Genomic DNA, 26,056 nt, shown 5'->3' with positions numbered 1-26,056 from the left:
TCCCTGCCTCAGCCCGCGAACCAGCGCACGGGGCGCGGGGCGAGGTTCTGGTAGATGTGCTTGGCCTCGCGGTACTCGGCGAGCCCCGTGGGCCCCAGCTCACGGCCGGTGCCCGACTTGCCGAAGCCGCCCCATTCCGCCTGCGGCAGATAAGGGTGGAAGTCGTTGATCCAGACGGTGCCGTGCCGCATCAGCCGCGCCATCCGGCGTGCGCGTCCGGCGTCGGACGTCCAGACGGCACCGGCGAGGCCGTATTCGGTGTCGTTGGCGAGGGCGAGGGCCTCTTCCTCCGTGCGGAAGGTCTCGACCGTCAGGACGGGGCCGAAGATCTCCTCGCGGATGACGCGCATGGAGCGGTGGCAGTGGTCGAGGACGGTGGGCCGGTAGAAGAAGCCCGGTCCCTCCGGCCGCTCGCCGCCCGCCCTCAGCACCGCGCCCTCGGCCAGGGCGGAGGCCACGAACTCCTCGGTCCTCGCGAGCTGCTGGGCGGAGACGAGGGGGCCGCACTCGACGCCGTCGTCGGTGCCGCGCCCGAGGCGGATCTTCTCGGCCCTGCGCGCGAGTTCGGCGACGAACCGCTCACGCAGCGACTCCTCGACGATGAGCCGCGAGCCCGCGGAGCAGACCTGCCCGCTGTGGATGAACGCGGCGTTGAGCGCCTGGTCGACGGCCGTGTCGAAGCCGTCGGGCGTGGCGCAGGCGTCGGCGAAGACCACGTTCGGGTTCTTGCCGCCGAGTTCGAGGGCGACCTTCTTGACGCTGTCGGCCGCGGCACGGGCGACCTTCGTGCCGCTGACGAGCCCGCCAGTGAAGGACACGAGGTCCACGTCGGGGTGTTCGGCCAGCCGGGCTCCGACGGGGTCGCCCGCGCCGGTGACGATGTTCGCGGCGCCGGGCGGCAGTCCCGCCTCGATCAGCAGCTCGATCAGGGCCACGGTGGTCAGCGGCGTGATCTCGCTGGGCTTGATCACCACGGTGTTGCCCGCCGCGAGCGCGGGGGCGATCTTCCAGCTGGCCTGGAGCAGCGGATAGTTCCAGGGGGTGATCAGCGCACAGACGCCGACGGGCTCGTGGACGACGACGCTGTGGATCTCGTCCGACCCGGCGTCGACGACACGGCCGCCGCTCTCGTTCATGACGAGGTCGGCGAAGTAGACGAAGGCGTCGCGTACGCAGTCGACGTCGACACGCCCCTCTTCGAGGGTCTTGCCCGCGTCCTGGCTCTCCAGCGCGCCGATCTTCTCCCGGTCCCGCTCGAGCAGGACCGCGACACGTCGGAGCAGCGCGGCCCGCTCCGCGACAGGGGTGCGCGGCCAGGTGCCGTCGTCGAATGCGGCCCGCGCGCAGGCGACAGCGTCATCTGTGTCGGCGACACCGCCCTCCGCCACGACGGCGAAGACGCTCCCGTCGACGGGGTCGATGATGTCCCGGGTGGCGCCGGAGAGCGCGAAACGCCACTCCCCGCCCACATGGATGGTCTGATGTACTGCCGACACGTCGCGTTATGGCCTTTCGTTCCCGTTTTGTCTTCCACCGGTCACACCCCGGCGATCTGGCCGCCTGCCCCGGGAACCAAGAACCATGCGCAATGGTTCACGGAACGTGACCCGGCTCACGGAGCACGGGTGCCGCCCGGGCGCCGGCACCGCGGCGGGATCAACACGGGCATCACAGGGCGAATGTGACCGGGGTCACCGCCCGCCCGACGCCGTGATCGGTCGGCCTCGTAGGGTCAGGTACATGACCGCGAAGTTCAGTGATCCGTTCCTCAGCCTCACCGAGCAGCACGCCGCCTGGGGCGCGGAACAACTCGAAACGTTCAACGAGTTCATGCCGGTCGGCGAGTGGAGTGCCGACCTCGGGCAGTGCCTGTACCGGCAGTCCGGCCGGGAACTGACGATCTCGCTCCTCGGGACCTTCGACGTCAACGAGCATTCATGGCTGTGGGGCTGGGCCAACCCCGGCTTCGCCGGCTCGCCGGTGGTCGCGGCGGCGGAACGGCTCCGCGCGTACGGGCAGGCTCACGGCCTGAGCGAGTTCACCGAGGAGCTCGTCCCTCTCGCCGCCCACGACGACCCCCGCCGCGCCGTCGAGACCCTCGCGTTCACGGCGATGGGAGTGCTCGGCGCCGCCGGGTACATCGGCGTACAGGCGAGCGCCGACGGCCGCGCCTACATGGTTCCGGACGATCCGCAGGTCCCCCGCGCCGAACCGGACGCCATCACCGTGCCGCGCGTCCTGCTCACCGGCGCGGGCCTCGTCGGCGGATCCGCACGCCGGGTCGTCTCCGGCTACTTCGGCCACCACGACCTTCCGCAACGCCGCACCGAGGACCGGATGAGCGCGGGTCTCCCCGACGGAGGCACGGTCGACGTCCTCTTCGACGATCTCGACCGGATAGCCTCCGTGCACGTCAACACGGGTGCGCCCGCGCCTGCTTGACGCAGACATCGCACGACGCACGATGCACGCGCACGACAACGGGGAGCATGAAAATGGGATCGATCAGCGAGCTGGCGGAGCGGCTCGTCGCCGCGGACACGGGCGGCTGGAGCACGGAGGGGCTGCGCGCCATGGCCGCCTCTCTCGGCTGGACCTGGACGGAGAGCGCCGCGGGACCCGTCCTCGGCACCGGCCCGGCGACCGGCGAGGCCCGGCCGACCCGGGCCGGCACGTACGAGGAGCGCTACACCGACGGTGAGGAGTACGTCGGGCTGGTGATCCCCGTGGGACAGCCGGAGCCGGGCGACGCGGCCCGGGCGGCCGCCTTCGCGGCCGTGCGCGAGGAGTTGACGGCGGCCCTCGGCAAGGCGCCGGTCATGGGCTCGCACGGCGAGATGGGCCCGTTCTTCACGAGCGGCCCCTTGTGGGGCAACCCGTTCCTCCGCTGGCGCGGTGAGCCGAACACGGTGGAGCTGCGCGCCGGGAAGAGCGGTCCCGAGCTCGTGCTGCAGCCCACCGGCCCGGCCGAGAACTGGTTCTGGCGGCAGGGTATCGGGGAGGAGCACTCGATCAGCGGGTACTTCGGCCACCGCCGCGACCCGGCCAACGCCGGCCTGGGCTTCCCCGGTGGCTGGTCCGCCCGCAGCTGGGAGACGGTGACCTCGTCCTTGGCCCATTTCCTCGGCCCGCTGCCCGCCGAGACGGTCGCGCTCGGCATACGCATCGGCATGCCGGTCTACGGCCGCACGGACGACGGCGCGCCGCTCCTCTTCGACATCGCCTGCGGTGAACGGCTCTCGATCGCCTGCTTCGCCGAGGACGACGCCGCTACGGCGGCCCTTGGCTGGGGCACGGTCGCCGACCATCCGGCCACCGCCGAGAGATGGGACGACGACGACCCGGTCCGGCGGGTCGACGCCGGCGGCCCCGGCGAGCCCAAGGGCCGGGCGCTTGCGGAGATGTTGGTGGCCACGGCGAAGGCGGTCGGCGTGCGGGAGCCGACAAACCTGATCGTCGGCGGTGAGGGCGCGTACGTGGGCGACTACCACGTCACGTACTACGGTCTGGGCCTGGCCACGGGCTGAGGCCGGTGGGCGGGCGACAACCCCGTGAAGCCCTCCATGCCCATGCAGGCGGCGATGGTCGCGGACACCGTGATGACGGCGGCCGCGGCGTCGGACCGAGGCCCGGCAGTCCGCCACCGGCCCCTCAGCGAACGAAATCCGTTGTCCGCCGGCCCGACACGTGGCTAACGTCTCGAACATCGACGTGTAGCTCAGCAGCAGAGCGCCGGGCTCGGGACCCGGAGGGCGCGGGGGCGGGACCCGCCACGTCGGCTTATGAACGAGAACGCTGAGAAGCAGCCACTCACCGCATCGCCGTCGTACGCGTCCGGGCAGTTGACGAAGGCCTTCACCACCGCGCTGACGCACCAGGACGCCGGAACACGCACTCGCGCGCAGGATCGGACGCGGCGCTGGCGTGACGTGCTCGACGGGATTGCCGACGGGCGGCTGCGGATCGGCTCCCGCACGCCGGTGATCGGCCTTCCCGCATGGGTGACACCCGAGGTCGTCCACGGCGGCTTCACGACCGGAAGCGCTGCCGCGGGCGGCACCCTGCTGCCGTACGAGGCAAAGGCCGCCCGTGAGGCAGGCGTGCCCGCCGACCGCAGGGCGCTGTTCGACCACTTCCTGACCGAGCCCGGCCTCGGCACCCTGTGGGACCTCCTGGACAGCGGCCGCTACTCGGTGGCAGTGCCGGAGGAGGCGGCGCTGCTGACGGTGGCGTGGCTGGTCCGCGCCGGCGAGGTGGCACGTGCACTCGAACTCGTCGGCACCCTCGCACCGTTCGCCGGCAGGCTGCGGTTCCTGCCCCGGCCGTCGGACGTCCCTGGGCCGGACACGCCGGCCGTGCACCGCCGTACCGTCGCCGACGCCGGCCAGGCACTCGCCCGCCGCGGACCGAACATGGCGGTGGAGACCCAGCGGGAGGCGCTGACCGTCTGGCTGCCGTTCGCGGACGAGCTGCTCACGCACTGGCTGAAGACGGCGGGACCGGGTGACGTCCCCGCCGACGGCGACTGGCTCGAGCGGGGCGCGGAGTTGCTGCGTCGCTACCGGCTGCTGGCACAGGAGCACACGCTCTGCGGGAAGCACCGCCGCCCCAAGGAGAACCTGGCCGTTCTGCGGGACGCCCTGGAGGAGGCCGTCGCCGGACGTCCGCTGGACGCCCGCCGGCTCGGCCTGCTGCGGCACGCCGTCACGTCCATGGTCCGCAAGCGCGGCACGCCCGGCTCCGATCGGCACACCGCCCTGCGTCACAAGCAGGCGGACCAGGCCGCGCTGCCTTCGCACCACGCGCTCGCGCAGGTTGTGCTCCGCCGTCTCTCCGGTCTGCCCCAGCATGTCGGTGCGGCGGACGTCGCTCCGCTCGTCACCCCGGTGACGCGCCAGGAGCACCAGGACACGGGCCTGCCCGCCGGTGCGGAGATCCCTCCGGCGATCCGCCAGGTTGTCGAGGCCGCGCTCAGCGCGCCGATCGGCACCCTCGTGGAACGCGGCGTGGTGCCGTCGGCCGAGGTGCTGGCCGAGCTCGTGCCGCAACTGGTCGCCGCTACCACGGCGCGGGCGTACGAGGACGAGTCGCTGCGCACACTGATGGCCGCTGCCTACCGGGCGTTCCGCAACCGGCGCTCCCTGCTGCTGCTCGACCTGGAGCGGCAGGTCCGGATCGAGGAACTGCCCTGGGTACAGGCGGTGGCGGACCGGCGCGAGACCGGGCCGGCCACCGAGGAGCCCGCTCTGACCGCGCTGCGGCAACTCGGCGAGCTGGCCGTGCAGGCGTTCCCGGGCACGTTGCTGCCCAACCCGCTCGTACGCGAACTCGGCGTGCTCGCCCGCCAGGCGGACCTGGGCGCGCCGCTGGTGGAGGAGCTGGCCGCGGACATCTTCATGGGAACCTTCGGCCCGAAGTTCCTCCGGGCGGCCAGGGATGCCGCCGAGCTGCTGCGCGGCACCATGTACGAGCGCTATTACGGGATCGACTACGCCGCCGTCCGCAACATGGCCGTCGTCGAGGCCGGTGAGGCGCTGACACGGTCGCACGGTGCGCGGACCTCCCCCCGATTCGCGAGGCTGTGCACGGAACGGGCAGGCCACGGCGGGTACGGCTCGGTGGCGGCGAACGGGAGGATCATCGAGCAGGCGCAGATCCTCACCACTCACAATCTCGCGACGCTGGTGCTGCGCGCCGGGATCCTGCCGGAACCCGGCTGGGCGGATCTGGCATGCCGCTGCTTCCGCACCGTGTGCGTGCTGACCGCTCGTGTCCACGGCAATCCTCGCCCGCTGGCGACGATCAAGGACGTGGCGTACGCCTGGCGGCAGATGCTCTTCCACCTGTCGCTGTGCACGGCGGACGAACAGCAGGTGCTCTCTCAGCTTGACGACGAAGCGGCTCGTCACCCCTGGCACGTCACCGCCCGCCTCGCCCCGGCGCTCGCGGGGCTGCGCCTTGTCGTCGCGGGCGGGAGCTTCGACGCCGACGGCACGGCGGACGGCGGACGGGCGCGGCGTCTGCTCGGTTGGAGCACCGACGGCCACTGGCTGCGGCCGGACCCGTCACCGGGCGCGGGCCTCGAGCCGGACCGCCGCTGAGCCGCCGGGCCGGACCACCGCCCGGGGGCCGGGCCCGGCAGCCGACAACGGCGCCGGCCCGGTTGCGCGGCGGCTCACGCCGCCTTTCGGCCGCCGAACGCGGCGAGGGTGCGCTCCAGCGCGGGCATCGCGCGCACAGTACGCCGGGAGCGGATCAGCATGTCCCACGCGGGCTCGAACTTCTTCCAGCCGCCCGCGTAGGCGAGGTGCCGCATCCGCTCGTGCGGGCCGGGCTGGGCGGAGGCGCCGCGCCAGATGTTGGACCAGCGGTAGAAGTCGCGGTAGGCGCGCCAGTAGCCGTCCTCCAGTTGCCGGGGGGTCATGCCCTTCGGCCGGTAGACCACATGGCGGGTGTCGTACAGATCCCAGTCGCGGTGCACGATGCGGTCCTCGGCCTCCATCTGCTTCCACAGCCCCGTGGAGGGATACGGCGTCATGATGTGGAACGTCGCCGTCTCGATGCCCTGCTCGACCGCCCATTCCACCGTGCGGTCGAAGACGTCCGGGCCGTCCTGGTCGAGGCCGAAGACGAAGCTGGCGTTGACCATGACGCCCGCGTCATGGAGGCGGCGGACCGCCGCGCCGTAGTCCTTGCCGATGTTCTGGTTCTTGCGGCGCTCCGCCAGGTTCGCGTCGTTGACGGTCTCGAAGCCGACGAACAGGCTGCGCAGGCCCGCGTCGACCGCGCGCTCCAGAAGTCCTGGCTGAAGCACGGAGTTGACAGTGCCGGCCGCCTGCCACAGGCGGCCCATGCCCGACATGCCGTCGAACAAGGCTTCCGCGAAGCGCCTGTTGCCCAGCAGGTGGTCGTCGAGGAAGTAGAGGTGGCGGCCGGGCAGCCGCTCGATCTCCGACAGGGCGTCGTCGACGCTCTGCGTGTAGAAGGACTTGCCGCCCTCGAAGAACGCGTCCTTGTAGCAGAAGTCGCAGTGGTGCGGGCAACCGCGCGAGACGACGATCGAGTTGGGCACGAGGTACAAGTGGCGCTTGATCAGGTCACGGCGCACCGGTGGGAGCCCCGCCAGGGTGCGCTGCGCCGTGGAGTCGTAGCGCCGGGCCGCCGCGCCGTCGCGGAAGTCCTTCAGGAACAGCGGCCACTGTTCCTCCCCCGGCCCGGTGAAGATGGTGTCCGCGTGCTGCGCGGCCTCGTCCGGCAATGAGGTGACGTGGAGTCCGCCCATCGCCACATGCACGCCCCGCGCCCGGAAGTGGTCGGCTATCTCGTAACTGCGGCGCGCCGATGTGATGTACGGCTGGAGCACCAGCAGGTCGGGGCTGGGCAGGGACTCGATGTCGATGCGCTCGACGTGCTCGTCGTACAGCGTCACCTCGTCCGACTCGTCGAGGTACCCCGCGAGGGTCGCGAGACCGAGCGGCGGGAACAGCGAGTACTTGATGGGACGGAAGAGCGGACTGGTCGCTTCGGTCAGGGCCGGGAGGATCATCATCACGCGCATGACAGCCGAGACTGCGGAAACCGGTCCGGCAGTTCCCGCACACACGTGCGCCCCGGCAGCACGGGGCTGCCGGGGCGTGGTGCGAGGTCCGGACGCCGCGGACGTCCGCGGCGCGGGCGTCAGATGAGGCCGAGCTCGCGGACCGCGTCGCGCTCCTCCACCAACTCCTGCACCGAGGCGTCGATGCGGGTGCGGGAGAACTCGTTGATGTCCAGGCCCTGGACGATCTCGTACTTGCCGTCCTTGCAGGTGACCGGGAAGGAGGAGATCAGACCCTCCGGGACGCCGTAGGAACCGTCGGACGGGATGCCCATGGAGGTCCAGTCGCCCTCGGCGGTGCCGTTGACCCAGGTGTGGACGTGGTCGATGGCGGCGTTCGCGGCCGAGGCGGCGGACGACGCGCCACGGGCCTCGATGATCGCGGCGCCGCGCTTGGCGACGGTCGGGATGAAGGTGTCGGCCAGCCACTTCTGGTCGTTCACGACCTCCGCGGCGTTCTTGCCGGCGATCTCCGCGTGGAAGATGTCCGGGTACTGGGTGGCGGAGTGGTTGCCCCAGATGGTGAGGCGCTTGATGTCGGAGACGGAGGCGCCGGTCTTGGCGGCCAGCTGCGAGATCGCGCGGTTGTGGTCCAGGCGGGTCATCGCGGTGAAGCGCTCGGCCGGTACGTCCGGGGCCGCGGCCTGGGCGATGAGGGCGTTGGTGTTGGCCGGGTTGCCGACGACGAGGACGCGGATGTCGTCCGCGGCGTTGTCGTTGATGGCCTTGCCCTGGGGCTTGAAGATGCCGCCGTTGGCGGACAGCAGGTCGCCGCGCTCCATGCCCTTGGTGCGGGGGCGGGCGCCGACGAGGAGGGCGACGTTGGCGCCGTCGAAACCGACGTTCGGGTCGTCGGTGATCTCGATGCCCTTGAGCAGCGGGAAGGCGCAGTCGTCGAGCTCCATGGCGGTGCCCTCGGCGGCCTTGAGGCCCTGCGGGATCTCGAGCAGGCGCAGCTTGACCGGCACATCCGCGCCGAGCAGGTGTCCGGAGGCGATGCGGAAGAGCAGCGCGTAGCCGATCTGGCCGGCCGCGCCGGTCACGGTGACGTTGACGGGAGTGCGGGTCATGGCGATCTCCGTAAGACAGCTGGCGGTGGGCAACACTGCCCCTCGTACGGGACCTCTCGTCCACGTCCGGGGTGAATCTTGACGTGAAGAGATTTCCAGCGGTCAGGCTATCCGACCCGGGCACCGCCCGATCCACGCCCCCTTGTGGCGCGTCTCACCGTCCGCGCCACAAGGCGTGGTCACGGTGCGGTCGTGCAGCCCTCCGTGCCGGTGGTGAGCGTGGCGCACGCCTTGGCGTCGGCCGGGTCGGGCGCGGCCGCCATCGGGGTGTACGCGTCCTTGTCCGCGTTGACCAGGGCGCTCTCCTGGGCCTTGCCGCCGATGGCTATTCGCACCGAGTCCCCCACGGCCGCCTTGGTGATACGTGCCCATGCCGCGCCGCACACCTGGCTGTGCCGGACCTCTATCACCGCCGTGCCGACGGTGGCCGTGGAGACGGTCTTGGCGTATTCACCGCCGCAGCCCATGATTTCCGGGTCCTGGCCCGCGCAGTCGGCGCCGTTGCACTTCACTCCGGCCGGCAACTGCGGGGCGGTGGTGGTGGGCGCGGCCGAAGGGCTTCGCGTCGCCCGGTCCTCGCGTCCGTCACCGCCGTCGCCGTTGACGAGGAACCAGCCGCCCGCGGCCACGATGAGCACGCTCACCACGGCGGCCGCGACGAACGGGCCTTTACGGGGACGCCTGCCCGGACGCCCGTCCGCGCCCCCGGGCGCGGCGCCGCCGGACGCGCCCGGGTCGACGGGTCCGGCAGGGCCGCCGTACCCGCCCGGGCGGGCCGGGTTGCCGTACGCGCCGAGCGCGCCGGTGCCGTCCTGCCCGGGCCGGCCCTGCGGCGGTGAGCCGGCGGGGCGGCCGTAGGCGCCGGCAGTGGCGGGGCCGCCGGCAGCGGGCCCTCCCGTGCGGCCGTGCGGCCCGGGGCCGTACCCGCCCGCGGGCACTGGTCCCGCCGCGTCCCCGGGCCCACCGGCGCGTCCCGCGCCGCCGGGCCGCGCGGGAGACGGCGTGGTCGCGCCCTGGCCGCCGGCACCGCCGAGCGCCTCACGCGCCTGCGAGATCCGTATCGCTTCCATCGTCATGTCGTGGCGCGCCTCGGCGCGGCTCCAGGCACGCTCCGCCAGTTCCCACATGGTGGTCACATGGCCGGTGTCGGTGCCGGTCACCTCGGCGAGCGCGACGGCCGCGCCCTTGGGCGCGAGAAGCCGTCCGTTGAGATAACGCTCCCAGGACGTCTTGCTGTAGCCGGTGCGGTCGGAGACCGCCGCGATGCTCAGTCCGCTGCGGTCGACGAGCCCGCGCAGTTGGCCGGTGAACTCGCGTACCTCCGGGTCCAGCCCCTCGGGCAATTCCTTCCAGCGAGGCATTGGTACTTCCCCCTTGTCCCCCGAATGTGCTTTGTATACCCCCCGTGCAGCCGACGGTCCTCGGATGCGGCCCCAGTGTCGCATCCGTAGCACGACGATCACACCATGGCGGAATGGTCACTTCCGTGCCACAGGCCACAGTCGTCCCTTGAACGGATTTGGCGCGTCCATGACTCTTGAACACGACGGCGCCCGTCCTCCCTCGGGGGAGAGGACGGGCGCCGTCACCCGTTCTGCCGCGCCGCTGCTCCGGCATCGGTCACGGCGCCGGGCGGTCGGCCATCTTCTTCTGCAGACCGGCGTCCAACGTGTCCAGGAACTGCTCCGTGGTCTGCCACGGCTGGTTGGGCGAGATCAGCAGGGCGAGGTCCCGGGTCATCTGGCCGCCCTCCACCGTCTCCGCGCACACCTGCTCCAGCAGCCGGGCGAACCAGGTCACCTCCGGCGTGCCGTCCAGCCGCCCCCGGTGGGCGAGTCCCCGCGTCCAGGCGTGGACGGAGGCGATGGGGTTGGTCGACGTCTCCCGGCCCTGCTGGTGCCGGCGGTAGTGGCGGGTGACCGTGCCGTGGGCGGCCTCGGCCAGGACGGTCCTGCCGTCGGCCGACATGAGGACCGAGGTCATCAGCCCCGGCGAGCCGAACCCCTGCGAGATCAGCGCCGACTGGACCTCGCCGTCGTAGTTCTTGCACGCCCAGAGGTAGCCGCCCTCCCCGCGGAGCGCGGCGGCCACCATGTCGTCGATCAGCCGGTGCTCGTACGTCAGGCCCTCTCGCGCGAACTCCGTCTTGAACTCGGCGTCGAAGACCTCCTGGAAGATGTCCTTGAACCGGCCGTCGTACCGCTTGAGCACCGTGTTCTTCGTGGAGAGCAGGACCGGGCAGCCGCGGGCCAGCCCGTAGCGGAACGAGGCGCGCGCGAAATCGCGGATCGAGTCGTCGTGGTTGTACATGCCGAGCGCCACGCCCGGCCCGGGGAAGTCGTGGACCTCCAGCTCGACCGGGTCGGAGCCGTCGCTGGGTGTGTACGTCATCGTCAGGGTGCCGGGGCCGGGGATCTTGAGATCGGTGGCCCGGTACTGGTCGCCGAAGGCGTGCCTGCCGACGACGATCGGCCTCGTCCAGCCGGCGACGGTACCGGGGACGTTCGCCATGATCACCGGCTCGCGGAAGACGACGCCGCCGAGGACCTCCCGCACCGTCCTGTTCGGCGAGCGGTACATCGCCTTGAGGTTGAACTCCTCGACCCGCGCCTCGTCGGGCGCGATCGTGGCGCACTTGATGCCGACGCCATACTTCCTGACGGCGCCGGCGGCGTCGAGCGTCACCTGGTCACCGGTGGCATCGCGCTGCTGGATGCCCAGGTCGAAGTGGATCAGCTCGACATCGAGATACGGCAGGATCAGCCTGTTCCTGATGAACTGCCAGATGATGCGGGTCATCTCGTCGCCGTCGAGCTCGACGACGGGACCGGCTACCTTGATCTTGGCCATCGGGTGAACGTCCCTCTCGCGCGTCGACCGGCCCGATGTCACGGTGAGTGACACCGGGCCATCTCGACTTCAAGCTACTCGCGTGAGAGGCCGACCCTTTGGACCCGGACGCTAACGCACCGTGAAATGAACCGCGTCCTCCAGGAACGGCACATCCAGCCACGGTTGCGGCTGCGCCACCAGGGCGAGCAGCACGATCAGCGTTCCGAGCAGCCCGTACGTGATCATGTCCGTGAAACGGGAGCGGACGGCGAGCATGCCGACGGACGGCATGACGCGGCGCAGCACGGCGCCGAGGACGAGAGCCGCGCCGACCAGCATCGTTCCCACGCGGAAGGCGTCGGCGAAGGCGTTGGTGCCGACGACCAGCAGGCCGACTCCGGTCAGGGAGAGCACCGCGAGCAGCGGCCACTGCCGTGCCGGGGCGGGCGCGTCCCCGGGCGCGGCCCGCCCGCCGCCCTCGGGCCGGGCTGTGTCCAGGGTGACGGCGGGCGGCCTGCGCGAGCCGGCCCTGGGGTCGGGGTCGGCGTCGAGGCCGTGCCCGTCGGCCGCCGGACCGTCGCCCGGTCCCGCTCCGTCCTCGGCAGCCTCGGGTGCGTCTTCCGTCGAGGCCGCGGAGGCCGATCCGGGGTGCGACGCCGTACCGGCGGCCTCCGCGGAGGTGCCGGACACCGCCTCCGCTGCGGCCTTTCCCGAAGCCGTGCCGGCCGGGACGGAAGCGGTGTGGGCCTTTCCGGAAGCCGTGCGGGCCGGGACGGCCCGGTCCGGACCCGGGGCGCCGTCGCCGTCGCCCGGCCCTCGGGTGCCGCTGCTGTCCGCGCGTACCACCATGGGTCAGCCTCTTCCCGTCAGGCCGCGGACCCGGCCGACGCCGCGCGCTCGGCGGCCTCGACCACGTTCACCAGCAACTGCGCACGCGTCATCGGGCCCACGCCACCGGGGTTGGGGGCGACCCAGCCGGCCACCTCCGCGACGCCGGGGTGGACGTCACCGACGATCTTGCCGTTCTCGTCACGGCTGACGCCGACGTCGAGCACGGCCGCGCCGGGCTTCACGTCCTCGGGCCGGACCAGGTGCGGCACACCGGCCGCGGCGACGATGATGTCCGCCTGGCGCAGGTGGGCGGAGAGGTCACGCGTGCCGGTGTGGCACTGCGTCACGGTGGCGTTCTCCGACTTACGGGTGAGCACCAGCGGCATCGGCCGCCCAATGGTGATGCCGCGGCCGACGACCACGACGTTCGCGCCCTTGATCTCCACGCCGTGGTGGCGCAGCAGCTGGACGATGCCGTACGGCGTGCAGGGCAGCGGCCCCTCGATGCCCAGCACGAGCCGGCCGAGACTCACCGGGTGCAGCCCGTCCGCGTCCTTGGCCGGATCCATCAGCTCCAGGACGCGGTTCGCGTCGATGCCTTTGGGAAGCGGCAGTTGGACGATGTAGCCGGTGCACTCGGGGTTCTCGTTGAGCTCCCGAACGACCGCCTCGATCTCTTCCTGCGTGGCGGTCCCGGGCAGTTCGCGCTGGATCGACGCGATGCCCACCTGTGCGCAGTCGCGGTGCTTGCCGTTGACGTACCAGCGGCTGCCCGGGTCGTCCCCGACGAGCAGGGTCCCGAGACCGGGTGTGATCCCCCGCTCCTTGAGGGCCGCCACCCGGGCGGTCAGGTCGGACTTGATCGCGGCTGCGGTGGCCTTGCCATCGAGAATCTGGGCAGTCATGCCCCCATCCTCCCGGATGGACCCGCCCCGGTTCCAATCCGCCCGGCCTCCGTCTCGACGGGCGGATGGCCGAGAGGTTGCACTTGCACAACACCTGTGGATACCGGCTGGACAAAAAGTCCACTCTCAGACGACGATGAGCCGCGCAGTGCCGCGGGCAGTGCCGGGGGGCAAAACAGTAATAACAGCAGAGTTCCTCCGCTCGGGCCGCGTCGTCCCCGCATTTCCACACGGAGGAACCCGCCATGAGCTTCGGCGACCCGAACAACCCCTACGGCCAGCAGCAGGGCCAGCAGCCCGGCTACGGCTACCCGCAGGCCCCGCCGGTCCAGCCCTACGGCGGCGGCGGCTTCCCGACCGGCCCGCAGGAGATGCCGGGCGGCGTCAAGGCGGCTCGCGTGATGCTCTACGTCATCGCCGGCTTCCAGCTGATCGGCACGATCCTGTTCGCGCTCAGCGCGGTGGCCATCGGCAAGGCGAAGGACGACCCGGCGCTCAGGGACGACGTCCAGTTCCAGGACCTCGCCGACTACTCGTCGGGCGTCCTGTGGCTGCTCACGCTGCTGGTGCTGGCCTGGGGCGTCTTCGCCATAGTCCTCGCCGTCAAGTTCGGCAGCGGCGGCAACGGCATCCGCATCGCGGCGATGGTGTTCGGCATCATCACCGCCATCCTGGGCATCTACCCGTTCATCCTGGTGGGCCTCGTGCACACCGTCCTGGCGATCCTCGTGACCGTTTTCGTCGGCAAGTCCGACGGTGGCGCCTGGTTCAACCGCCAGCGCGTGTGAGTCCCTCGCACCGCATCCGCCGAAGGCCGTGAGACCCCCGGGTTTCACGGCCTTCGGCCTTTCGCGGCCGGCGACTCCCGTGCCGCACCGGGCGAACGCCCTGCCCTTGCCCGTACGTGTCCCCACCCTGGCGCAGCTCCACGCGCCGCTGCCCACCGGGAGCAGGTCATGGAGCGGCGGCGGCCGGTGTGACCCACGGCGAACCGGGCGGCCGTGCAGGGAACATCGACTTTCTCGCGGTGAAGCCGCGCCTCAAGCCCGGTCCTGACACCGTCGACCGCGGCTGAACGGCAAGAAGTTGTCCCTCGTCCCGCCGGCGCTCCGCTTCGACCTCGTACACGAGGACGACCTGCCTGCGCTCGCCGTCGCGGCTACGAGCGGGACCGTGCGATGACCGCCCCGGGGCCGTACGGCATCGCCGCCGTGCCCGCGGGCCACCGGTCTGATGCGCCGCGTACACATTGCCGAACGCCCCGGCGCCCAGCGGTTCGTCGACGATCCGCGCCCCGACGCAGACCATTGCCACCGTCGCGGCCCTCGGACTCGCGGCTATCGGAGCGATGGTGCCGGCGAGCAGCGCCGGAGCCGCGACGGCCGCATCCGCCTACTGCTCGAACTCAGGTAACGGCCAGGGAGCTTTCCCGTGCCGCGACACCCAGGAGGCTCGCTCCTGCTGAAGACCACGGACTCCGGCCTGGCCGTCAAGGTGTTGAACGGGACCGGCACCGACCGGGGCGGCGGCTACAACTGCGTCCGGGGCGACGAATTCTGCATCAGCAGCCCCCACGACGGCGAGAAGTTCACCAGCGGGGCGCTCGCCCCGAGATCAGCTCCCACCGGCGGGTGGTTGCCGCCGACTGAGCGGCAACTTCATGCGCCGAGCGCGTCGGTCCGACGCGCGTGCGGCCCGCCGGTCCATCCGACCGGCGGGTCGCACGCCGTGCTCGCACGGCTCAGTGGAAGAAGTGCCGCGTCCCCGTGAAGTACATCGTCACGCCCGCCTTCTTCGCCGCCTCGACCACCAGCTCGTCGCGGACCGAACCGCCCGGCTGGACCACGGCCTTGACGCCCGCCGCGGTGAGGATCTCCAGGCCGTCCGGGAACGGGAAGAAAGCGTCCGACGCGGCGTACGCGCCCCGGGCCCGGTCCTCGCCGGCCCGCTCGACCGCGAGCTTCGCGGAGTCGACCCGGTTGACCTGTCCCATGCCGACGCCCACAGAGGCGCCGTCCTTGGCGAGCAGGATCGCGTTGGACTTGACCGCGCGGCACGCCTTCCAGGCGAAGGCCAGCTCGGCCAGCTCCTCGGCGGACAGGGCCTCGCCCGTCGCCAGGGTCCAGTTCTCCGGCTTGTCGCCGTCCGCCTGGAGGCGGTCGGTGACCTGGAGGAGCGCGCCGCCGTCGATGGGCTTGAGCTCTACCGGGTTCGCCGGGGCGCCCTCGGCGCGCAGGACGCGGATGTTCTTCTTGCGGGCCAGGACCTCGACCGCGCCGTCCTCGTACGCCGGGGCCACGATGACCTCGGTGAAGATCTCGGCGACCTGCTCGGCCATCGCCACGGAGACCGGGCGGTTGACGGCGATCACGCCGCCGAACGCGGAGAGCGGGTCGCAGGCGTGCGCCTTGCGGTGCGCCTCCGCGACGTCCGCGCCGATCGCGATGCCGCACGGGTTGGCGTGCTTGATGATCGCGACGCAGGGCTCGGAATGGTCGTACGCGGCCCGGCGCGCGGCGTCGGTGTCCGTGTAGTTGTTGTACGACATCTCCTTGCCGTGCAGTTGCTCCGCCTGCGCGAGGCCGCCGCTGCCGGAGGTGTAGAGCGCGGCGGGCTGGTGCGGGTTCTCGCCGTAGCGCAGGACGTTCTCGCGCTCCCAGGTGGCGCCGAGGAAGTCGGGGAAGTCGCTCTCGTCGGCGGGCGCGTAGGAGGAGGCGAACCAGGACGCGACGGCCACGTCGTACGCGGCGGTGTGCTGGAAGGCCTCGGCGGCCAGGCGCTTGCGGGCGGCCAGCTCGAAGCCGCCCTCACGGGCTGCGGTCAGCACGTCCGCGTATCGCGCCGGGCTGGTGACGACCGCGACCGAGGGGTGGTTCTTGGCGGCGGCGCGGACCATCGACGGACCGCCGATGTCGATCTGCTCGACGCACTCGTCCGGGGTCGCACCCGAGGCGACGGTCTCCTTGAACGGGTACAGGTTCACGACCACCAGGTCGAAGGGCTCGACGCCCAGCTCGGCGAGCTGCCGCTGGTGGTCCTCCAGGCGCAGATCGGCGAGGATGCCGGCGTGCACGCGCGGGTGGAGGGTCTTGACACGGCCGTCCAGGCACTCGGGGAAGCCGGTGAGCTCCTCGACCTTGGTGACGGGGACGCCCGCCGCCGCGATCTTCGAGGCGGTGGAGCCGGTGGAGACGAGGGAGACACCCGCCTCGTGCAGGCCGCGGGCCAGCTCCTCAAGGCCGGTCTTGTCGTAGACGCTGACGAGTGCGCGGCGGATGGGGCGCTTCGTACCTTCGGCGGTCACGGGATTGTTACCTTTCGTCCCTCAATGCGGTAGCCGTGCCGGGCCAGACGCCCCACGACCTCGACGAGCAGCGAGCGCTCGACTTCCTTGATGCGCTCATGGAGAGCGGCTTCATCGTCCTCGTCCCGGATCTCGACCACGCCCTGGGCGATGATCGGGCCGGTGTCGACGCCGTCGTCGACGAAGTGGACGGTGCATCCGGTGACCTTCACGCCGTACGCGAGTGCGTCGCGCACTCCGTGGGCACCGGGAAAACTGGGCAGCAGCGCCGGGTGGGTGTTGACGACCCGGCCACCGAAACGGGCGAGGAACTCCTTGCCGACGATCTTCATGAAGCCGGCCGAGACGACGAGGTCGGGCTCGTAGGCGGCGGTGGCGGCGGTCAGGGCGCGGTCCCACTCGTCGCGGGTGGCATGGTCCTTCACCCGGCACACGAAGGTGGGCAGTCCGGCCCGCTCGGCCCGCTCGAGGCCCGCGATGCCGTCGCGGTCGGCGCCGACGGCGACGATCCGGGCGCCGTACCCGTCGGGGTCGGCGGCGATGGCGTCGAGCAGGGCCTGGAGGTTGGTACCGGACCCGGAGACCAGGACGACGATGCGGGCGGCGGCCACGGGGACTCTTTTCGCGTTACGGTGCGGCTTACGGTGCAGCTTTGTGCGGTCGTACAAATGGAGCGCATCCCCGGATACGGGGAACTCTACGAAGCGGTCGACCGTCAGCAACGATACCGGCACACAGCACGGCCCCCACGGGACGGGGGCGTGGCCGGAAGGTAGCGTCTGGGGGGCAGGGCCCGCGCCCAGGCGGTCCCGATCAAGGGCATGACGAGGGGAAGACGTTCACCAGATGCCGGACCGACGCCGTCGTACGGACCTCCTGTTGCCGCGGGAGCGCCAGTCCACGGACGACAACAACCCCTTCGCGCCGCCGCCGGAGGGCAGGCCGGACCAGCCGTGGCAGCCGCGCCACCCGGCGTCCGAGGACGACTCCTCCTCGTCCTCCGGCCGGTCCGGCGGCGACGGCTCGGACAGCGGCTCGGGATCGGGATCGGGCTCGAACCGGGGCAGCCAGTGGAGCAGCCGCCAGCCCGGCCGGTCGTCGGGCGGCGGCTTCGGCGGTCGTCCGCGCCCCGACGGCAACGGCGGCGGCCAGGGCGGGCCCGGGGCCCCCGGCGGCCTGCGATGGGACCCGACGGACCCCGCGCAGCGGCGGGCACGGTACGCCCTGCTGTCGGGCATGTGGGCGTTCTTCTTCGCCCTGTTCGACTTCCCTGAGATCGCCCTGCTGCTCGGTGCGCTCGCGCTGTACTGGAGCATCAGCTCGCTGCGCGCCAAGCCCCGGCGCCGGCTCGACGCCGACGCCCTGACCACGGGCGGGACCCCGGCGAACGCACCGGCCGCCCCGCAGCACACGCCCGCGGCCGGGCCGCCCGCCTCCCCCGGCAGGCCGCAGATCACGGCGGCGGTGAGCGGCCTGGTCATGGCGAGCGTCGCGCTGCTGATCGTGGCGGCGTCCTTCACGGCGCAGCTTGTCTACCGCGAGTACTACACCTGTGTGAACGACGCACTGACCAAGTCGGGGCAGCTGGCCTGCAACGAAAAGCTCCCGGAGCCTCTTCGGGGCGTGCTGGGCGTCAAGGAGTAACACGCGCGACAGCGCACGGGAGCCGCGCCGCAGGTCATTGGGCGGCTTCCTCGGAGGGCTCGGGCGGTTCCTCGCCCGGGCCCTTCGCCGTCCGCGACGCGGGCGGTGATGTGGGCGGCGAGGTGGGCGGGGACGCCGGGGCGGGCACCGGTCCTGCGTCGGACTCGGACCGGCCGTCGGGCTCGGTCCCGGGAGGCGGCGCGGGTACCGGGGGTGGGGGGAAGTCCGGCGTCAGGCCGCCGGAGGACTCCTTCAGCGCGGCCCAGCGGTCCTCATGGGGCCCGCGGGCCGTCCAGGTGTCCGCCGGCAGGAAGTCGTACAGCTCGGACTCGTCGTCGAGCGGGCCGGACCCGCCGTCGAGGTCCGTGTCCGACCGCTCCTCCCCCACCGCCGGAGACGAGGGCGCCGGCGACGTCGCCGGTGCGTCCACGAACGGCACCGCGTCCCCTTGCCCCTCGGCCTCGGCGGCGCGACGGCGCAGCAGCCCGCGCAGCCCCCGGCCGGGCGTCCGCAGCCGCCACGCCCGCAGCGCCAGTGCCAGCGGCACACCCAGGCCGGCCGTCCAGAGCAGGGCAGCGCCACCGGTCAGCCACCACACGGGGCCGAACTCCGAGAGGCGGCCGGTGCCGAGCGGACCTCCGGCGGCGGCGGCGAGCAGGCACATGAGCACGGCGCAGCCGACCGCGCCGAGCAGCACCGTGAGGGCGGTCCCGCCGGAGCTCCAGGCGCTCTCGCGCTCACCGTGCCGCGGGGCCGCCGCTCCCACTGTGAACCAGGCGAGCACCGCGCCCGCGACGAGGGGCACCGCGACCGCCGCCCAGTGCAGCGGCGTGCCGGGCCCCTGCCCCGGCACCGCCGCGAGCAGCGGGAAGTCGGGCAGCGCGGGCGTGCCGGTCGCCGCAAGCGGTGCCGCCGTCGCGCCCGTGCCGAGGGTGAATCCCGGCCCGAGCCCGTAAGCGGCGCCCCACACCGCCGCGTTCGGCAGCAGCGCCAGCGCCAGCAGAGCGAGGGCCGCCCGGCCCGACCACTCCCCGGACAGGCCCAGGAACGACTCCTGTGCTGCCCGCCCGTGCCAGACGGTGGAGGTCACGGCCAGCACCGCCCCGCCGACGATCAGCGTGAGCGTGCCCGCGCCGGCGGACCGCAGCGCGGGAGGCACCCTGGCATGGGCGACGGCCGCCCGCAGCCGCTGCGGCACCCCGGCCGGCAACGGTCCCAGCGGCCGGCCGCTCGCGGTCCAGGCCCCGGTGGCCGCGGCCAGGAAGGTCACGAGCGGCAGATGGACCAGTGCGCTCAGTGGGTCGGCGGCGAAGGGACCACCGGCGGCGTAGAGCATGACCGGCGCACCGACCATCACGTAACCGCTGGCCACCATCGTCGGCGCGCTCCAGGCGGACGGCCTCGGACGGCCCTCCGCCGGTTCCAGGGCGTCGCGTGCCGCACGGTGGGCCAGCCGGACGGGCACGGCGACGAGCAGCAGCGGCACGATCCCCATGGGCGCGGGCGCCCCGGAGAGCGTGTCCGTCCGCACGAGTTCCGTGCCGTGCGCGAGCAGCCACAGCGCCGCCGCGACGTGCAGCGCGTCGGCCGGGTCGCTGCCGGGGAAGGGCGAGCTGATCCACATCACCGTCACGAGCACGGTGATCACGCCGAGCCCGAGTCCGGCCGCCGTCGCGCCGCGTACGAACGACGCGACCAGCGCGACCGACGCGCCGCCCTGCACGGCGACCGGTGCTTGCGGCACTGAGTGGCTCTGTTCGGTCACTTGGGTCACGCGGCCATGCTGCCAACGACACGCGCTTTATCCATGTAACGGGCGAATGATCGATGTGTCGCCCAAGATACGTTTATGTGCTTTTTGTCGAGTGCAGTGCCGTGAGGGGCCCTTCATGACCGAGAGCATCACCCGCTCCGCGTCCGGAACCCCCCTGCCGCCCCCGAAAGAACGGCGCAGGCTCCGAGAGGCGAATTCCCTCTCGGAGGACGAGGTCGCGACGACGATGGCGGTCACCCGGGCGACGATCCGGTCCTGGGAGACCGGACGTACGAACCCAAGGGGGCGCAAGCGCGAGGTGTACGCCAGGCTGCTCGCCGCCTTCGGCACGCCGACCGTGGAAGGCACCCCGGGCGGCGGGCCCCCGACGGACGACCGGGACCGGAACGGCAAGGACGAAGACGACCGGGACCGACCAGAACGGTGCGGCAGGGACGAGGACCGGGACCCGAACGGCAGGGACGAAGATACCCGGGACAAAGAGGGCCCCGTCCGCACCGCACGGCCGACCGGCACGGCGCAGCCCACGGCGAACACCCGCCCCCGCGCCGCCGTGCAACGCGCCGCGAAACCGCCCCTGGCCCTGCCTCCGAGGCCCGTCGGCAGGCCCGGACCGCCGTCCGCGACGGCGCTCTCCGCCGAGGGTCCGCGCGCCGTCGGCTCCCTCGACCCGGCGACCGACCCGGCCCCCAGCCCGGAGGAGGCGTTCGACGTGCTCTACGCGGGCGCCGCCCCGGACCTGGTGCGCCAGACGTATCTGCTCACCGGCCGCCGGCGGCTCTCCCAGGAGTCGGTCGAACGCGCCTTCCACCACGCCTGGCAGCGCTGGCCGGAGGTCGCCGTGGACCGGGACCCGGCGGGCTGGGTGCGGGCGGTCGCGTACGAGTACGCCATGTCCCCGTGGAACCGGCTGCGGCCCGCGCACCGGTACCCCGACGAACTGCCCGCCGAGGAGCCCCGGCGGGAACTGCTCGAGGCGCTGCAGGAACTCCCCACCTCCTACCGCCGCGCGCTGCTGCTCCACGACGGCCTGGGGCTCGGACTGCCGGAGACCGCGGCGGAGACGGAAGCGAGCACCCCGGCCACCGCGAGCCGTCTCGTGCGCGCGCGTGCGGCCGTGGCCGAGCGGCTCCCCGAACTGGCGGACACGAGCCTGCTGCGGGACCGGCTGGGGGCGCTGGCCTGCGCCGGGCCCGCACCTCTCATGACACCGGCGTGCGACGTGCGCGGCGGGTGCGAGCGCAGGGCGCAGATGTGGACACGGGCGGCCGTCGCGGCGACCGCGCTGTTCGTCGCGGCGACCGCCTTCACCCTCGTCACGGCGCCACGGCAGTACGATCCGCCGATCTCCCCGGCCCAGCAGATCGTGGGCGTGCCCGCACCGCAGTACGGGCCGCCGCGGCTGACGGATCAGGACAAGGCGCTTCGCGACAAGCTCCGTTCGGACCCGGCGAACTGGCCTGGGCGCCTCGTCCCGCTGTACGGCTGACAGGCTCGTTCCGATACGCGTGCGGGCCCGCCCCGGTCACCCGGGGCGGGCCCGCACATGTGCTGTGGAAGGTCAGCCGGCGAGGATGGCGCGCGCCAGCTTGGCCGTCTCGGTCGGCGTCTTGCCGACCTTGACGCCCGCGGCCTCGAGGGCCTCCTTCTTCGCCGCGGCGGTGCCGGAGGAGCCGGAGACGATGGCGCCGGCGTGGCCCATGGTCTTGCCCTCGGGGGCGGTGAAGCCCGCGACGTAGCCGACGACCGGCTTGGTGACGTTGGCCTTGATGAAGTCGGCCGCACGCTCCTCGGCGTCGCCGCCGATCTCACCGATCATCACGATCAGGTCGGTGTCGGGGTCCGCCTCGAACGCCGCGAGGGCGTCGATGTGCGTCGTACCGATGACCGGGTCGCCACCGATGCCGACGGCGGAGGAGAAGCCGATGTCACGCAGCTCGTACATCATCTGGTAGGTCAGCGTGCCGGACTTGGACACCAGACCGATGCGGCCGGGCTTGGTGATGTCGCCCGGGATGATGCCGGCGTTGGACTGGCCCGGCGTGATGAGGCCGGGGCAGTTCGGGCCGATGATGCGGGTCTTGTTGCCCTTGGACTTCGCGTAGGCCCAGAAGGCGGCGGAGTCGTGGACGGCGATGCCCTCGGTGATGACGACCGCGAGGGGGATCTCGGCGTCGATCGCCTCGACGACGGCGGCCTTCGCGAAGGCCGGCGGCACGAAGAGGACGGAGACGTCGGCGCCCGTCTTCTCCATGGCCTCGGCGACGGAGCCGAAGACCGGTACCTCGGTGCCGTCGAAGTCGACGGACGTGCCGGCCTTGCGCGGGTTCACGCCGCCGACGATGTTGGTGCCGTCACCCAGCATGAGCTTGGTGTGCTTCATGCCCGTGGCACCGGTCATGCCCTGGACGATGACCTTGCTGTCCTTGTTCAGGAAGATAGCCATGGTTCTAGATCCCTCTTCCCTTACTTCGCAGCAGCGGCGAGCTCGGCGGCCTTGTCGGCCGCGCCGTCCATGGTGTCCACGCGCTGCACCAGCGGGTGGTTGGCGTCGGAGAGGATCTTGCGACCCAGCTCCGCGTTGTTGCCGTCGAGGCGCACGACCAGCGGCTTGGTGACTTCCTCGCCCTTGGACTTCAGCAGTTCCAGGGCCTGGACGATGCCGTTGGCGACCTCGTCACAGGCGGTGATGCCGCCGAAGACGTTGACGAAGACGGACTTGACGTCCGGGTCGCCGAGGATGATCTCGAGGCCGTTCGCCATGACCTCTGCGGAGGCGCCGCCACCGATGTCGAGGAAGTTGGCGGGCTTCACGTTGTCGTGGGCCTCGCCGGCGTAGGCGACGACGTCGAGGGTCGACATGACCAGACCCGCGCCGTTGCCGATGATGCCGACCTCGCCGTCGAGCTTGACGTAGTTGAGGTTCTTGGCCTTGGCGGCAGCCTCGAGCGGGTTGGCTGCGGCCTTGTCCTCGAGAGCCTCGTGGTCCGGCTGGCGGAAGTCGGCGTTCTCGTCGAGGGACACCTTGCCGTCGAGCGCGATGACGTCACCGCTCGCGACCTTGGCCAGCGGGTTGACCTCGACGAGGAGCGCGTCCTCGGCGATGAAGGTCTTCCACAGGGTCACCAGGACCTCGGCGACCTTCTCGGCGACCTCGGCCGGGAACTGGGCCTGGGCGACGATCTCGCGGGCCTTCTCGATGGAGACGCCCTCGTTGGCGTCGACCGGCACCTTCGCCAGCTTCTCGGGGGTCGTCGCGGCGACCTCCTCGATGTCCATGCCACCGGCTACGGAGGCCATGGCCAGGAAGGTGCGGTTGGTGCGGTCGAGGAGGTACGAGACGTAGTACTCCTCGGCGATCTCCGGAGCGGTCTCCGCGATCATCACCTTATTGACCGTGTGGCCCTTGATGTCCATCCCGAGGATGTCCGTCGCACGGGCGACGGCCTCGTCCGGAGTGGCGGCCAGCTTGACGCCGCCGGCCTTGCCGCGGCCGCCGACCTTCACCTGCGCCTTGACGACCGACTTGCCGCCCAGTCGCTCGGTGGCCTCGCGCGCCGCCTCAGGCGTGTCGATGACTTCACCGGCCAGCACCGGTACACCGTGCTTGGCGAAGAGGTCCCTCGCCTGGTACTCGAACAGGTCCACGCGCGTCCGTCCCTTTTCTGATGATCGCGGTTCGTTGTCTGCGTGGGCGTGCCGCGAAGGGCAACGTGACTGCTCTTGTCACAAGGGAGGCACACACGGTGTCCGTGGGCGCGGCATGTCCGCCTGGCAGGTTATCCCCGCCGGAGGTGCGCCCCTAAATCGCAGATCACACCTGAGCGGTGATTACGGTCACAGAGCGCACCCCGATCATACGGCCGGACGGGGGCCGAAGGCCTGCCCCGACGGAGGGGGCGGGACGTCACCAAGACCCCGGTGACGTCCCGCCCCTGCCGCTGGTTGCCTGGTCAGGCACCTGACGGGTGCCTCGGCGCGTGACTGCTCAGATACCGTACGGGAGGTAGCTCGGGGTCACGTCGGAGACGACGTCCTTCACCCCGCCGACCGCGTTGCCGGCGAGCGGCGCCGCGTCGCCCGTGACGTTCGTCGCAATACCCTGCGCGAACGGCTGGACCTCGGACACCACGCCCGCCGCGAACGGGTCCACCTGGCCGGTCAGGCCGTGGACCAGGGCGCCGGCGCTGTGGCCGACGCCCTGCGCGAGCGGCTGGACGTGGCCGGCCACCGTGTCGATGAGCGGCTGGACCTCCGCGACCACACCGGCCGCGAAGGGCTGCACCTCGCCCGCGACGCCGCCGGCGAAGGGCCGCACCTCGCTCACGACGCCGGTCGCGAACGGCTGCACCTGGCCGGCGACGCCGCCGGCGAACGGCTGCACGTCCGAGACGACGCCCTGGGCGAGGACGCCCGCGTCCCCTGCGGCCTGAGCGGCGACCGGCTGGGCGCCGGCCACGGCGGTCGCGACGACGGGCGGCAGCACGGCCGCGGACGTCTCGTCGACGATGGGGCCGGACGCGTCGACCGCGCCCTGTGCACCGGCCTCCGCAGCGGCCGGGGCCTGCTCCAGTTCGTGCGCGAACGCGGACAGGGGGCCGAAGAGGTAGTCGATGTCGGCATCGACGGCCGGGGCGGCGGGGACGCCGATCGACGGGGCCTCGGGGGACGGCAGGTGGACGTCGTGAACGGACGGCGCCTCGTACGAGGGGAGCTCGCCCTCGACGTACTCGCGGGCCTGGTCCGCGGCACCGGTCGCCAGGTCCTGGACGTCGGCCTCGGGCAGCAGCGCGTCGGCGCCAGGGTCCACGTCGGTCACCACGTCGAGGGTGGCGTCGACGGCCTGGTCCGGGGTGGACAAGGGCACGGAGGCCGGCGCCTCGTCGGCGCTGGCCACGGCGGTCCCGAGGGCCCACATACCGGTGGCGGTGGCCGCGACCGCGATGGAGCGGCGGATGTTCTTGTGCATGCTCGGTGATTCCTTCGAATTCGTTCGGCGGTCCGGAGAACAGGGCTCCGGAGTGGCGGGCAGACCTGCCCACCCCCGCGTGGCAGGTCAGGAGGCGGGGGAAGGCCTGCCCTAGCCGGGGAATTCGAGGACGTCTCGCGGCCGGTCGCGGGTCGGCGGCTCTGCCGCCGGGCAGCCGTGACCGCGGGCGAACGCGTCAGGGGAGCCGCCGGCCGAGGTGGCCGCCGGCTGGTCGCCCGCACGGGGCGTTTGCGTCTCACCGGAGTGGTGCACGGCGCCCGGCCGGCCGTTGCACGGGTCCACAGGGGCCGGCGCGGGCGCGGGAGAGTGCGCGGACTCGGCCCGTGCCGCGCCGGGGTGACCGCCGGACGCGTCGCCGCAGCCCGGTGCGCCGGCGGCACCGGTGGGACCTGCGGCGTAAAGGCTCGTGTCGCCGGCCGCCGGGTCGATACCGACGGGCGCGACGCTGAACGCCCCGCCGCCCCACGCGTACTGCCGCGGCGAAAGGTCGTCAGGAAGCACGACGCCACCGCCGCCCGGCAGCGCGCCGCCGGGTTCCGGCAACCGGCTGTCGGGCAGAGGGCCGGTGACGAGGGCGAGCAGCGGACCGGCGAGCCGGCGCACGCCGTCGGTGACCGGACGGGCAGCCTCACGGACCGTTTCCACGGCCTGCCCGGCGCCCGTGGACCGGACGGCGCCCAGGGAACCGTCGGCCACGCGCCGCAGTTCCCGTGCTGCCCGCTGCTCGGCGCCCTCCACCGCGGACGCAGGCCCGGCTGACGGGGACGGTCCGGCGGAGCCGGATGATCCGGCCGTCCCCGCCGACGTGCCCGAAGGGAGCGGCGCGGCGACGGCGTCTCCCGCACCGGCCGGCCCGGGCACGGCGCCGGTCTCGGTCCGGGCGCCTGCCTGGACCTCGGCGGTGACGTCACCGGCCGGAAGCTCGGCCGCCTGGGCCGGGCCGCAGAACAGCAGTCCCAGCGTGAGCATTCCACCGAGAAGCAGCAGAAGGCGCAGCGTCCGCGAACCGGCCACCGCCCGGCGCAGCGCGCGCGGGACGGCAGCGGTGCGGAGCGCTGCGGCAGTCACGGTGGAGGGGCTCTCTCTCGGTCGGCGTCAGCCGGGATCGC

General features: G+C 72.3%; 20 protein-coding genes, 1 tRNA gene and 1 pseudogene. 8 read left to right on the top strand and 14 right to left on the bottom strand.

Annotated elements, in window-relative coordinates; translation table 11 throughout:
* Positions 1-8 precede the first annotated feature (8 nt).
* Positions 9-1,496, bottom strand: a complete 1,488-nt coding sequence (locus MDN94_RS11535; RefSeq protein WP_482725726.1) for an aldehyde dehydrogenase family protein — start codon at positions 1,494-1,496, stop codon at positions 9-11.
* A gap of 244 nt (positions 1,497-1,740) precedes the next feature.
* On the opposite strand from MDN94_RS11535, the gene MDN94_RS11530 reads away from it, so the two are divergent.
* The 4 genes from MDN94_RS11530 to MDN94_RS11515 all read left to right on the top strand — a co-directional run bounded on the left by MDN94_RS11530 (position 1,741) and on the right by MDN94_RS11515 (position 6,101).
* Positions 1,741-2,442, top strand: coding sequence for a DUF6882 domain-containing protein (locus MDN94_RS11530; protein ID WP_482725725.1), 702 nt, complete (start codon positions 1,741-1,743; stop codon positions 2,440-2,442).
* Between the two features lie 53 nt (positions 2,443-2,495).
* Positions 2,496-3,527 (top strand): hypothetical protein, encoded by a 1,032-nt coding sequence (locus MDN94_RS11525; protein WP_482725724.1) that lies wholly within the window; start codon positions 2,496-2,498, stop codon positions 3,525-3,527.
* A gap of 180 nt (positions 3,528-3,707) precedes the next feature.
* Positions 3,708-3,779 (top strand) — tRNA-Pro (locus MDN94_RS11520).
* Positions 3,780-3,782: 3 nt separating this feature from the next.
* Entirely contained in the window at positions 3,783-6,101 is a 2,319-nt protein-coding gene (locus MDN94_RS11515) for a hypothetical protein (protein ID WP_482725723.1), read from the top strand.
* 74 nt (positions 6,102-6,175) lie between these two features.
* Here the strand turns inward: MDN94_RS11515 and MDN94_RS11510 are convergent, their stop codons facing one another.
* The 6 genes from MDN94_RS11510 to MDN94_RS11485 form a co-directional block, all read right to left on the bottom strand.
* Positions 6,176-7,558, bottom strand: a complete 1,383-nt coding sequence (locus MDN94_RS11510) for a B12-binding domain-containing radical SAM protein (protein ID WP_482725722.1) — start codon at positions 7,556-7,558, stop codon at positions 6,176-6,178.
* Positions 7,559-7,677: 119 nt separating this feature from the next.
* On the bottom strand, positions 7,678-8,667 hold the full coding sequence (locus MDN94_RS11505) for a malate dehydrogenase (RefSeq protein WP_482725721.1): 990 nt from the start codon (positions 8,665-8,667) through the stop codon (positions 7,678-7,680).
* Between the two features lie 179 nt (positions 8,668-8,846).
* Positions 8,847-10,028 (bottom strand): helix-turn-helix domain-containing protein, encoded by a 1,182-nt coding sequence (locus MDN94_RS11500; protein WP_482725720.1) that lies wholly within the window; start codon positions 10,026-10,028, stop codon positions 8,847-8,849.
* Between the two features lie 259 nt (positions 10,029-10,287).
* On the bottom strand, positions 10,288-11,517 hold the full coding sequence (locus MDN94_RS11495; RefSeq protein WP_482725719.1) for an NADP-dependent isocitrate dehydrogenase: 1,230 nt from the start codon (positions 11,515-11,517) through the stop codon (positions 10,288-10,290).
* A gap of 111 nt (positions 11,518-11,628) precedes the next feature.
* Positions 11,629-12,348, bottom strand: coding sequence for a DUF3017 domain-containing protein (locus MDN94_RS11490; protein ID WP_482725718.1), 720 nt, complete (start codon positions 12,346-12,348; stop codon positions 11,629-11,631).
* A gap of 17 nt (positions 12,349-12,365) precedes the next feature.
* Positions 12,366-13,235, bottom strand: coding sequence for a bifunctional methylenetetrahydrofolate dehydrogenase/methenyltetrahydrofolate cyclohydrolase (locus MDN94_RS11485; protein ID WP_482725717.1), 870 nt, complete (start codon positions 13,233-13,235; stop codon positions 12,366-12,368).
* 245 nt (positions 13,236-13,480) lie between these two features.
* On the opposite strand from MDN94_RS11485, the gene MDN94_RS11480 reads away from it, so the two are divergent.
* Both MDN94_RS11480 and MDN94_RS11475 read left to right on the top strand, forming a co-directional pair.
* Positions 13,481-14,023 carry a hypothetical protein gene (locus MDN94_RS11480; RefSeq protein ID WP_482725716.1) on the top strand — a complete coding sequence of 181 codons (543 nt, stop codon included), beginning with the start codon at positions 13,481-13,483 and terminating at the stop codon, positions 14,021-14,023.
* Between the two features lie 139 nt (positions 14,024-14,162).
* Positions 14,163-14,417 (top strand): annotated as a pseudogene (locus tag MDN94_RS11475) (FHA domain-containing protein); the annotation flags it as partial.
* A 559-nt stretch (positions 14,418-14,976) separates the two neighbouring features.
* Here MDN94_RS11475 and purH read toward each other — a convergent pair.
* Positions 14,977-16,539, bottom strand: coding sequence for a bifunctional phosphoribosylaminoimidazolecarboxamide formyltransferase/IMP cyclohydrolase (gene purH, locus MDN94_RS11470; protein WP_482725715.1), 1,563 nt, complete (start codon positions 16,537-16,539; stop codon positions 14,977-14,979).
* Positions 16,536-17,150: a phosphoribosylglycinamide formyltransferase gene (purN, locus tag MDN94_RS11465; RefSeq protein ID WP_453467368.1), complete on the bottom strand. Its 615-nt coding sequence runs from the start codon at positions 17,148-17,150 to the stop codon at positions 16,536-16,538. Before purN ends, purH begins: the two co-directional genes overlap by 4 nt.
* A gap of 235 nt (positions 17,151-17,385) precedes the next feature.
* Here purN and MDN94_RS11460 point away from each other — a divergent pair, with 235 nt between their 5' ends.
* Positions 17,386-18,183, top strand: a complete 798-nt coding sequence (locus MDN94_RS11460) for a hypothetical protein (protein ID WP_482725714.1) — start codon at positions 17,386-17,388, stop codon at positions 18,181-18,183.
* A 34-nt stretch (positions 18,184-18,217) separates the two neighbouring features.
* Here the strand turns inward: MDN94_RS11460 and MDN94_RS11455 are convergent, their stop codons facing one another.
* Positions 18,218-19,957 carry a cell division protein PerM gene (locus tag MDN94_RS11455; RefSeq protein WP_482725713.1) on the bottom strand — a complete coding sequence of 580 codons (1,740 nt, stop codon included), beginning with the start codon at positions 19,955-19,957 and terminating at the stop codon, positions 18,218-18,220.
* Positions 19,958-20,072: 115 nt separating this feature from the next.
* On the opposite strand from MDN94_RS11455, the gene MDN94_RS11450 reads away from it, so the two are divergent.
* On the top strand, positions 20,073-21,446 hold the full coding sequence (locus tag MDN94_RS11450) for a sigma factor-like helix-turn-helix DNA-binding protein (protein ID WP_482725712.1): 1,374 nt from the start codon (positions 20,073-20,075) through the stop codon (positions 21,444-21,446).
* Positions 21,447-21,518: 72 nt separating this feature from the next.
* Here MDN94_RS11450 and sucD read toward each other — a convergent pair whose 3' ends face one another.
* The 4 genes from sucD to MDN94_RS11430 all read right to left on the bottom strand — a co-directional run bounded on the left by sucD (position 21,519) and on the right by MDN94_RS11430 (position 26,015).
* Complete coding sequence (gene sucD, locus MDN94_RS11445) at positions 21,519-22,403, bottom strand: succinate--CoA ligase subunit alpha (protein ID WP_053557004.1); 885 nt, start codon at positions 22,401-22,403, stop codon at positions 21,519-21,521.
* A gap of 20 nt (positions 22,404-22,423) precedes the next feature.
* Positions 22,424-23,605, bottom strand: a complete 1,182-nt coding sequence (gene sucC / locus MDN94_RS11440; RefSeq protein WP_482725711.1) for an ADP-forming succinate--CoA ligase subunit beta — start codon at positions 23,603-23,605, stop codon at positions 22,424-22,426.
* Between the two features lie 340 nt (positions 23,606-23,945).
* Positions 23,946-24,926 (bottom strand): hypothetical protein, encoded by a 981-nt coding sequence (locus MDN94_RS11435; protein WP_482725710.1) that lies wholly within the window; start codon positions 24,924-24,926, stop codon positions 23,946-23,948.
* A 111-nt stretch (positions 24,927-25,037) separates the two neighbouring features.
* The gene (locus MDN94_RS11430) at positions 25,038-26,015 is read right to left on the bottom strand and encodes a hypothetical protein (protein ID WP_482725709.1); all 978 of its coding nucleotides are present in this window, start codon (positions 26,013-26,015) and stop codon (positions 25,038-25,040) included.
* Between the last annotated feature and the right edge of the window lie 41 nt (positions 26,016-26,056).

It is taken from the genome of Streptomyces sp. WAC00040 (genome assembly GCF_056835925.1).
This window is presented reverse-complemented; position numbering and strand designations above follow the sequence as displayed.

Excerpts from the sequence above, each read along its gene's own strand:
- MDN94_RS11530 (WP_482725725.1), top strand. The coding sequence starts at position 1,741 with ATGACCGCGAAGTTCAGTGATCCGTTCCTCAGCCTCACCGAGCAGCAC.
- MDN94_RS11490 (WP_482725718.1), bottom strand. The coding sequence starts at position 12,348 with ATGGTGGTACGCGCGGACAGCAGCGGCACCCGAGGGCCGGGCGACGGC.
- MDN94_RS11460 (WP_482725714.1), top strand. The coding sequence starts at position 17,386 with ATGCCGGACCGACGCCGTCGTACGGACCTCCTGTTGCCGCGGGAGCGC.
- MDN94_RS11495 (WP_482725719.1), bottom strand. The coding sequence starts at position 11,517 with ATGGCCAAGATCAAGGTAGCCGGTCCCGTCGTCGAGCTCGACGGCGAC.
- MDN94_RS11450 (WP_482725712.1), top strand. The coding sequence starts at position 20,073 with ATGACCGAGAGCATCACCCGCTCCGCGTCCGGAACCCCCCTGCCGCCC.
- MDN94_RS11480 (WP_482725716.1), top strand. The coding sequence starts at position 13,481 with ATGAGCTTCGGCGACCCGAACAACCCCTACGGCCAGCAGCAGGGCCAG.
- MDN94_RS11510 (WP_482725722.1), bottom strand. The coding sequence starts at position 7,558 with ATGCGCGTGATGATGATCCTCCCGGCCCTGACCGAAGCGACCAGTCCG.
- MDN94_RS11525 (WP_482725724.1), top strand. The coding sequence starts at position 2,496 with ATGGGATCGATCAGCGAGCTGGCGGAGCGGCTCGTCGCCGCGGACACG.
- MDN94_RS11435 (WP_482725710.1), bottom strand. The coding sequence starts at position 24,926 with ATGCACAAGAACATCCGCCGCTCCATCGCGGTCGCGGCCACCGCCACC.
- MDN94_RS11515 (WP_482725723.1), top strand. The coding sequence starts at position 3,783 with ATGAACGAGAACGCTGAGAAGCAGCCACTCACCGCATCGCCGTCGTAC.
- sucD (WP_053557004.1), bottom strand. The coding sequence starts at position 22,403 with ATGGCTATCTTCCTGAACAAGGACAGCAAGGTCATCGTCCAGGGCATG.
- MDN94_RS11485 (WP_482725717.1), bottom strand. The coding sequence starts at position 13,235 with ATGACTGCCCAGATTCTCGATGGCAAGGCCACCGCAGCCGCGATCAAG.
- MDN94_RS11500 (WP_482725720.1), bottom strand. The coding sequence starts at position 10,028 with ATGCCTCGCTGGAAGGAATTGCCCGAGGGGCTGGACCCGGAGGTACGC.
- MDN94_RS11505 (WP_482725721.1), bottom strand. The coding sequence starts at position 8,667 with ATGACCCGCACTCCCGTCAACGTCACCGTGACCGGCGCGGCCGGCCAG.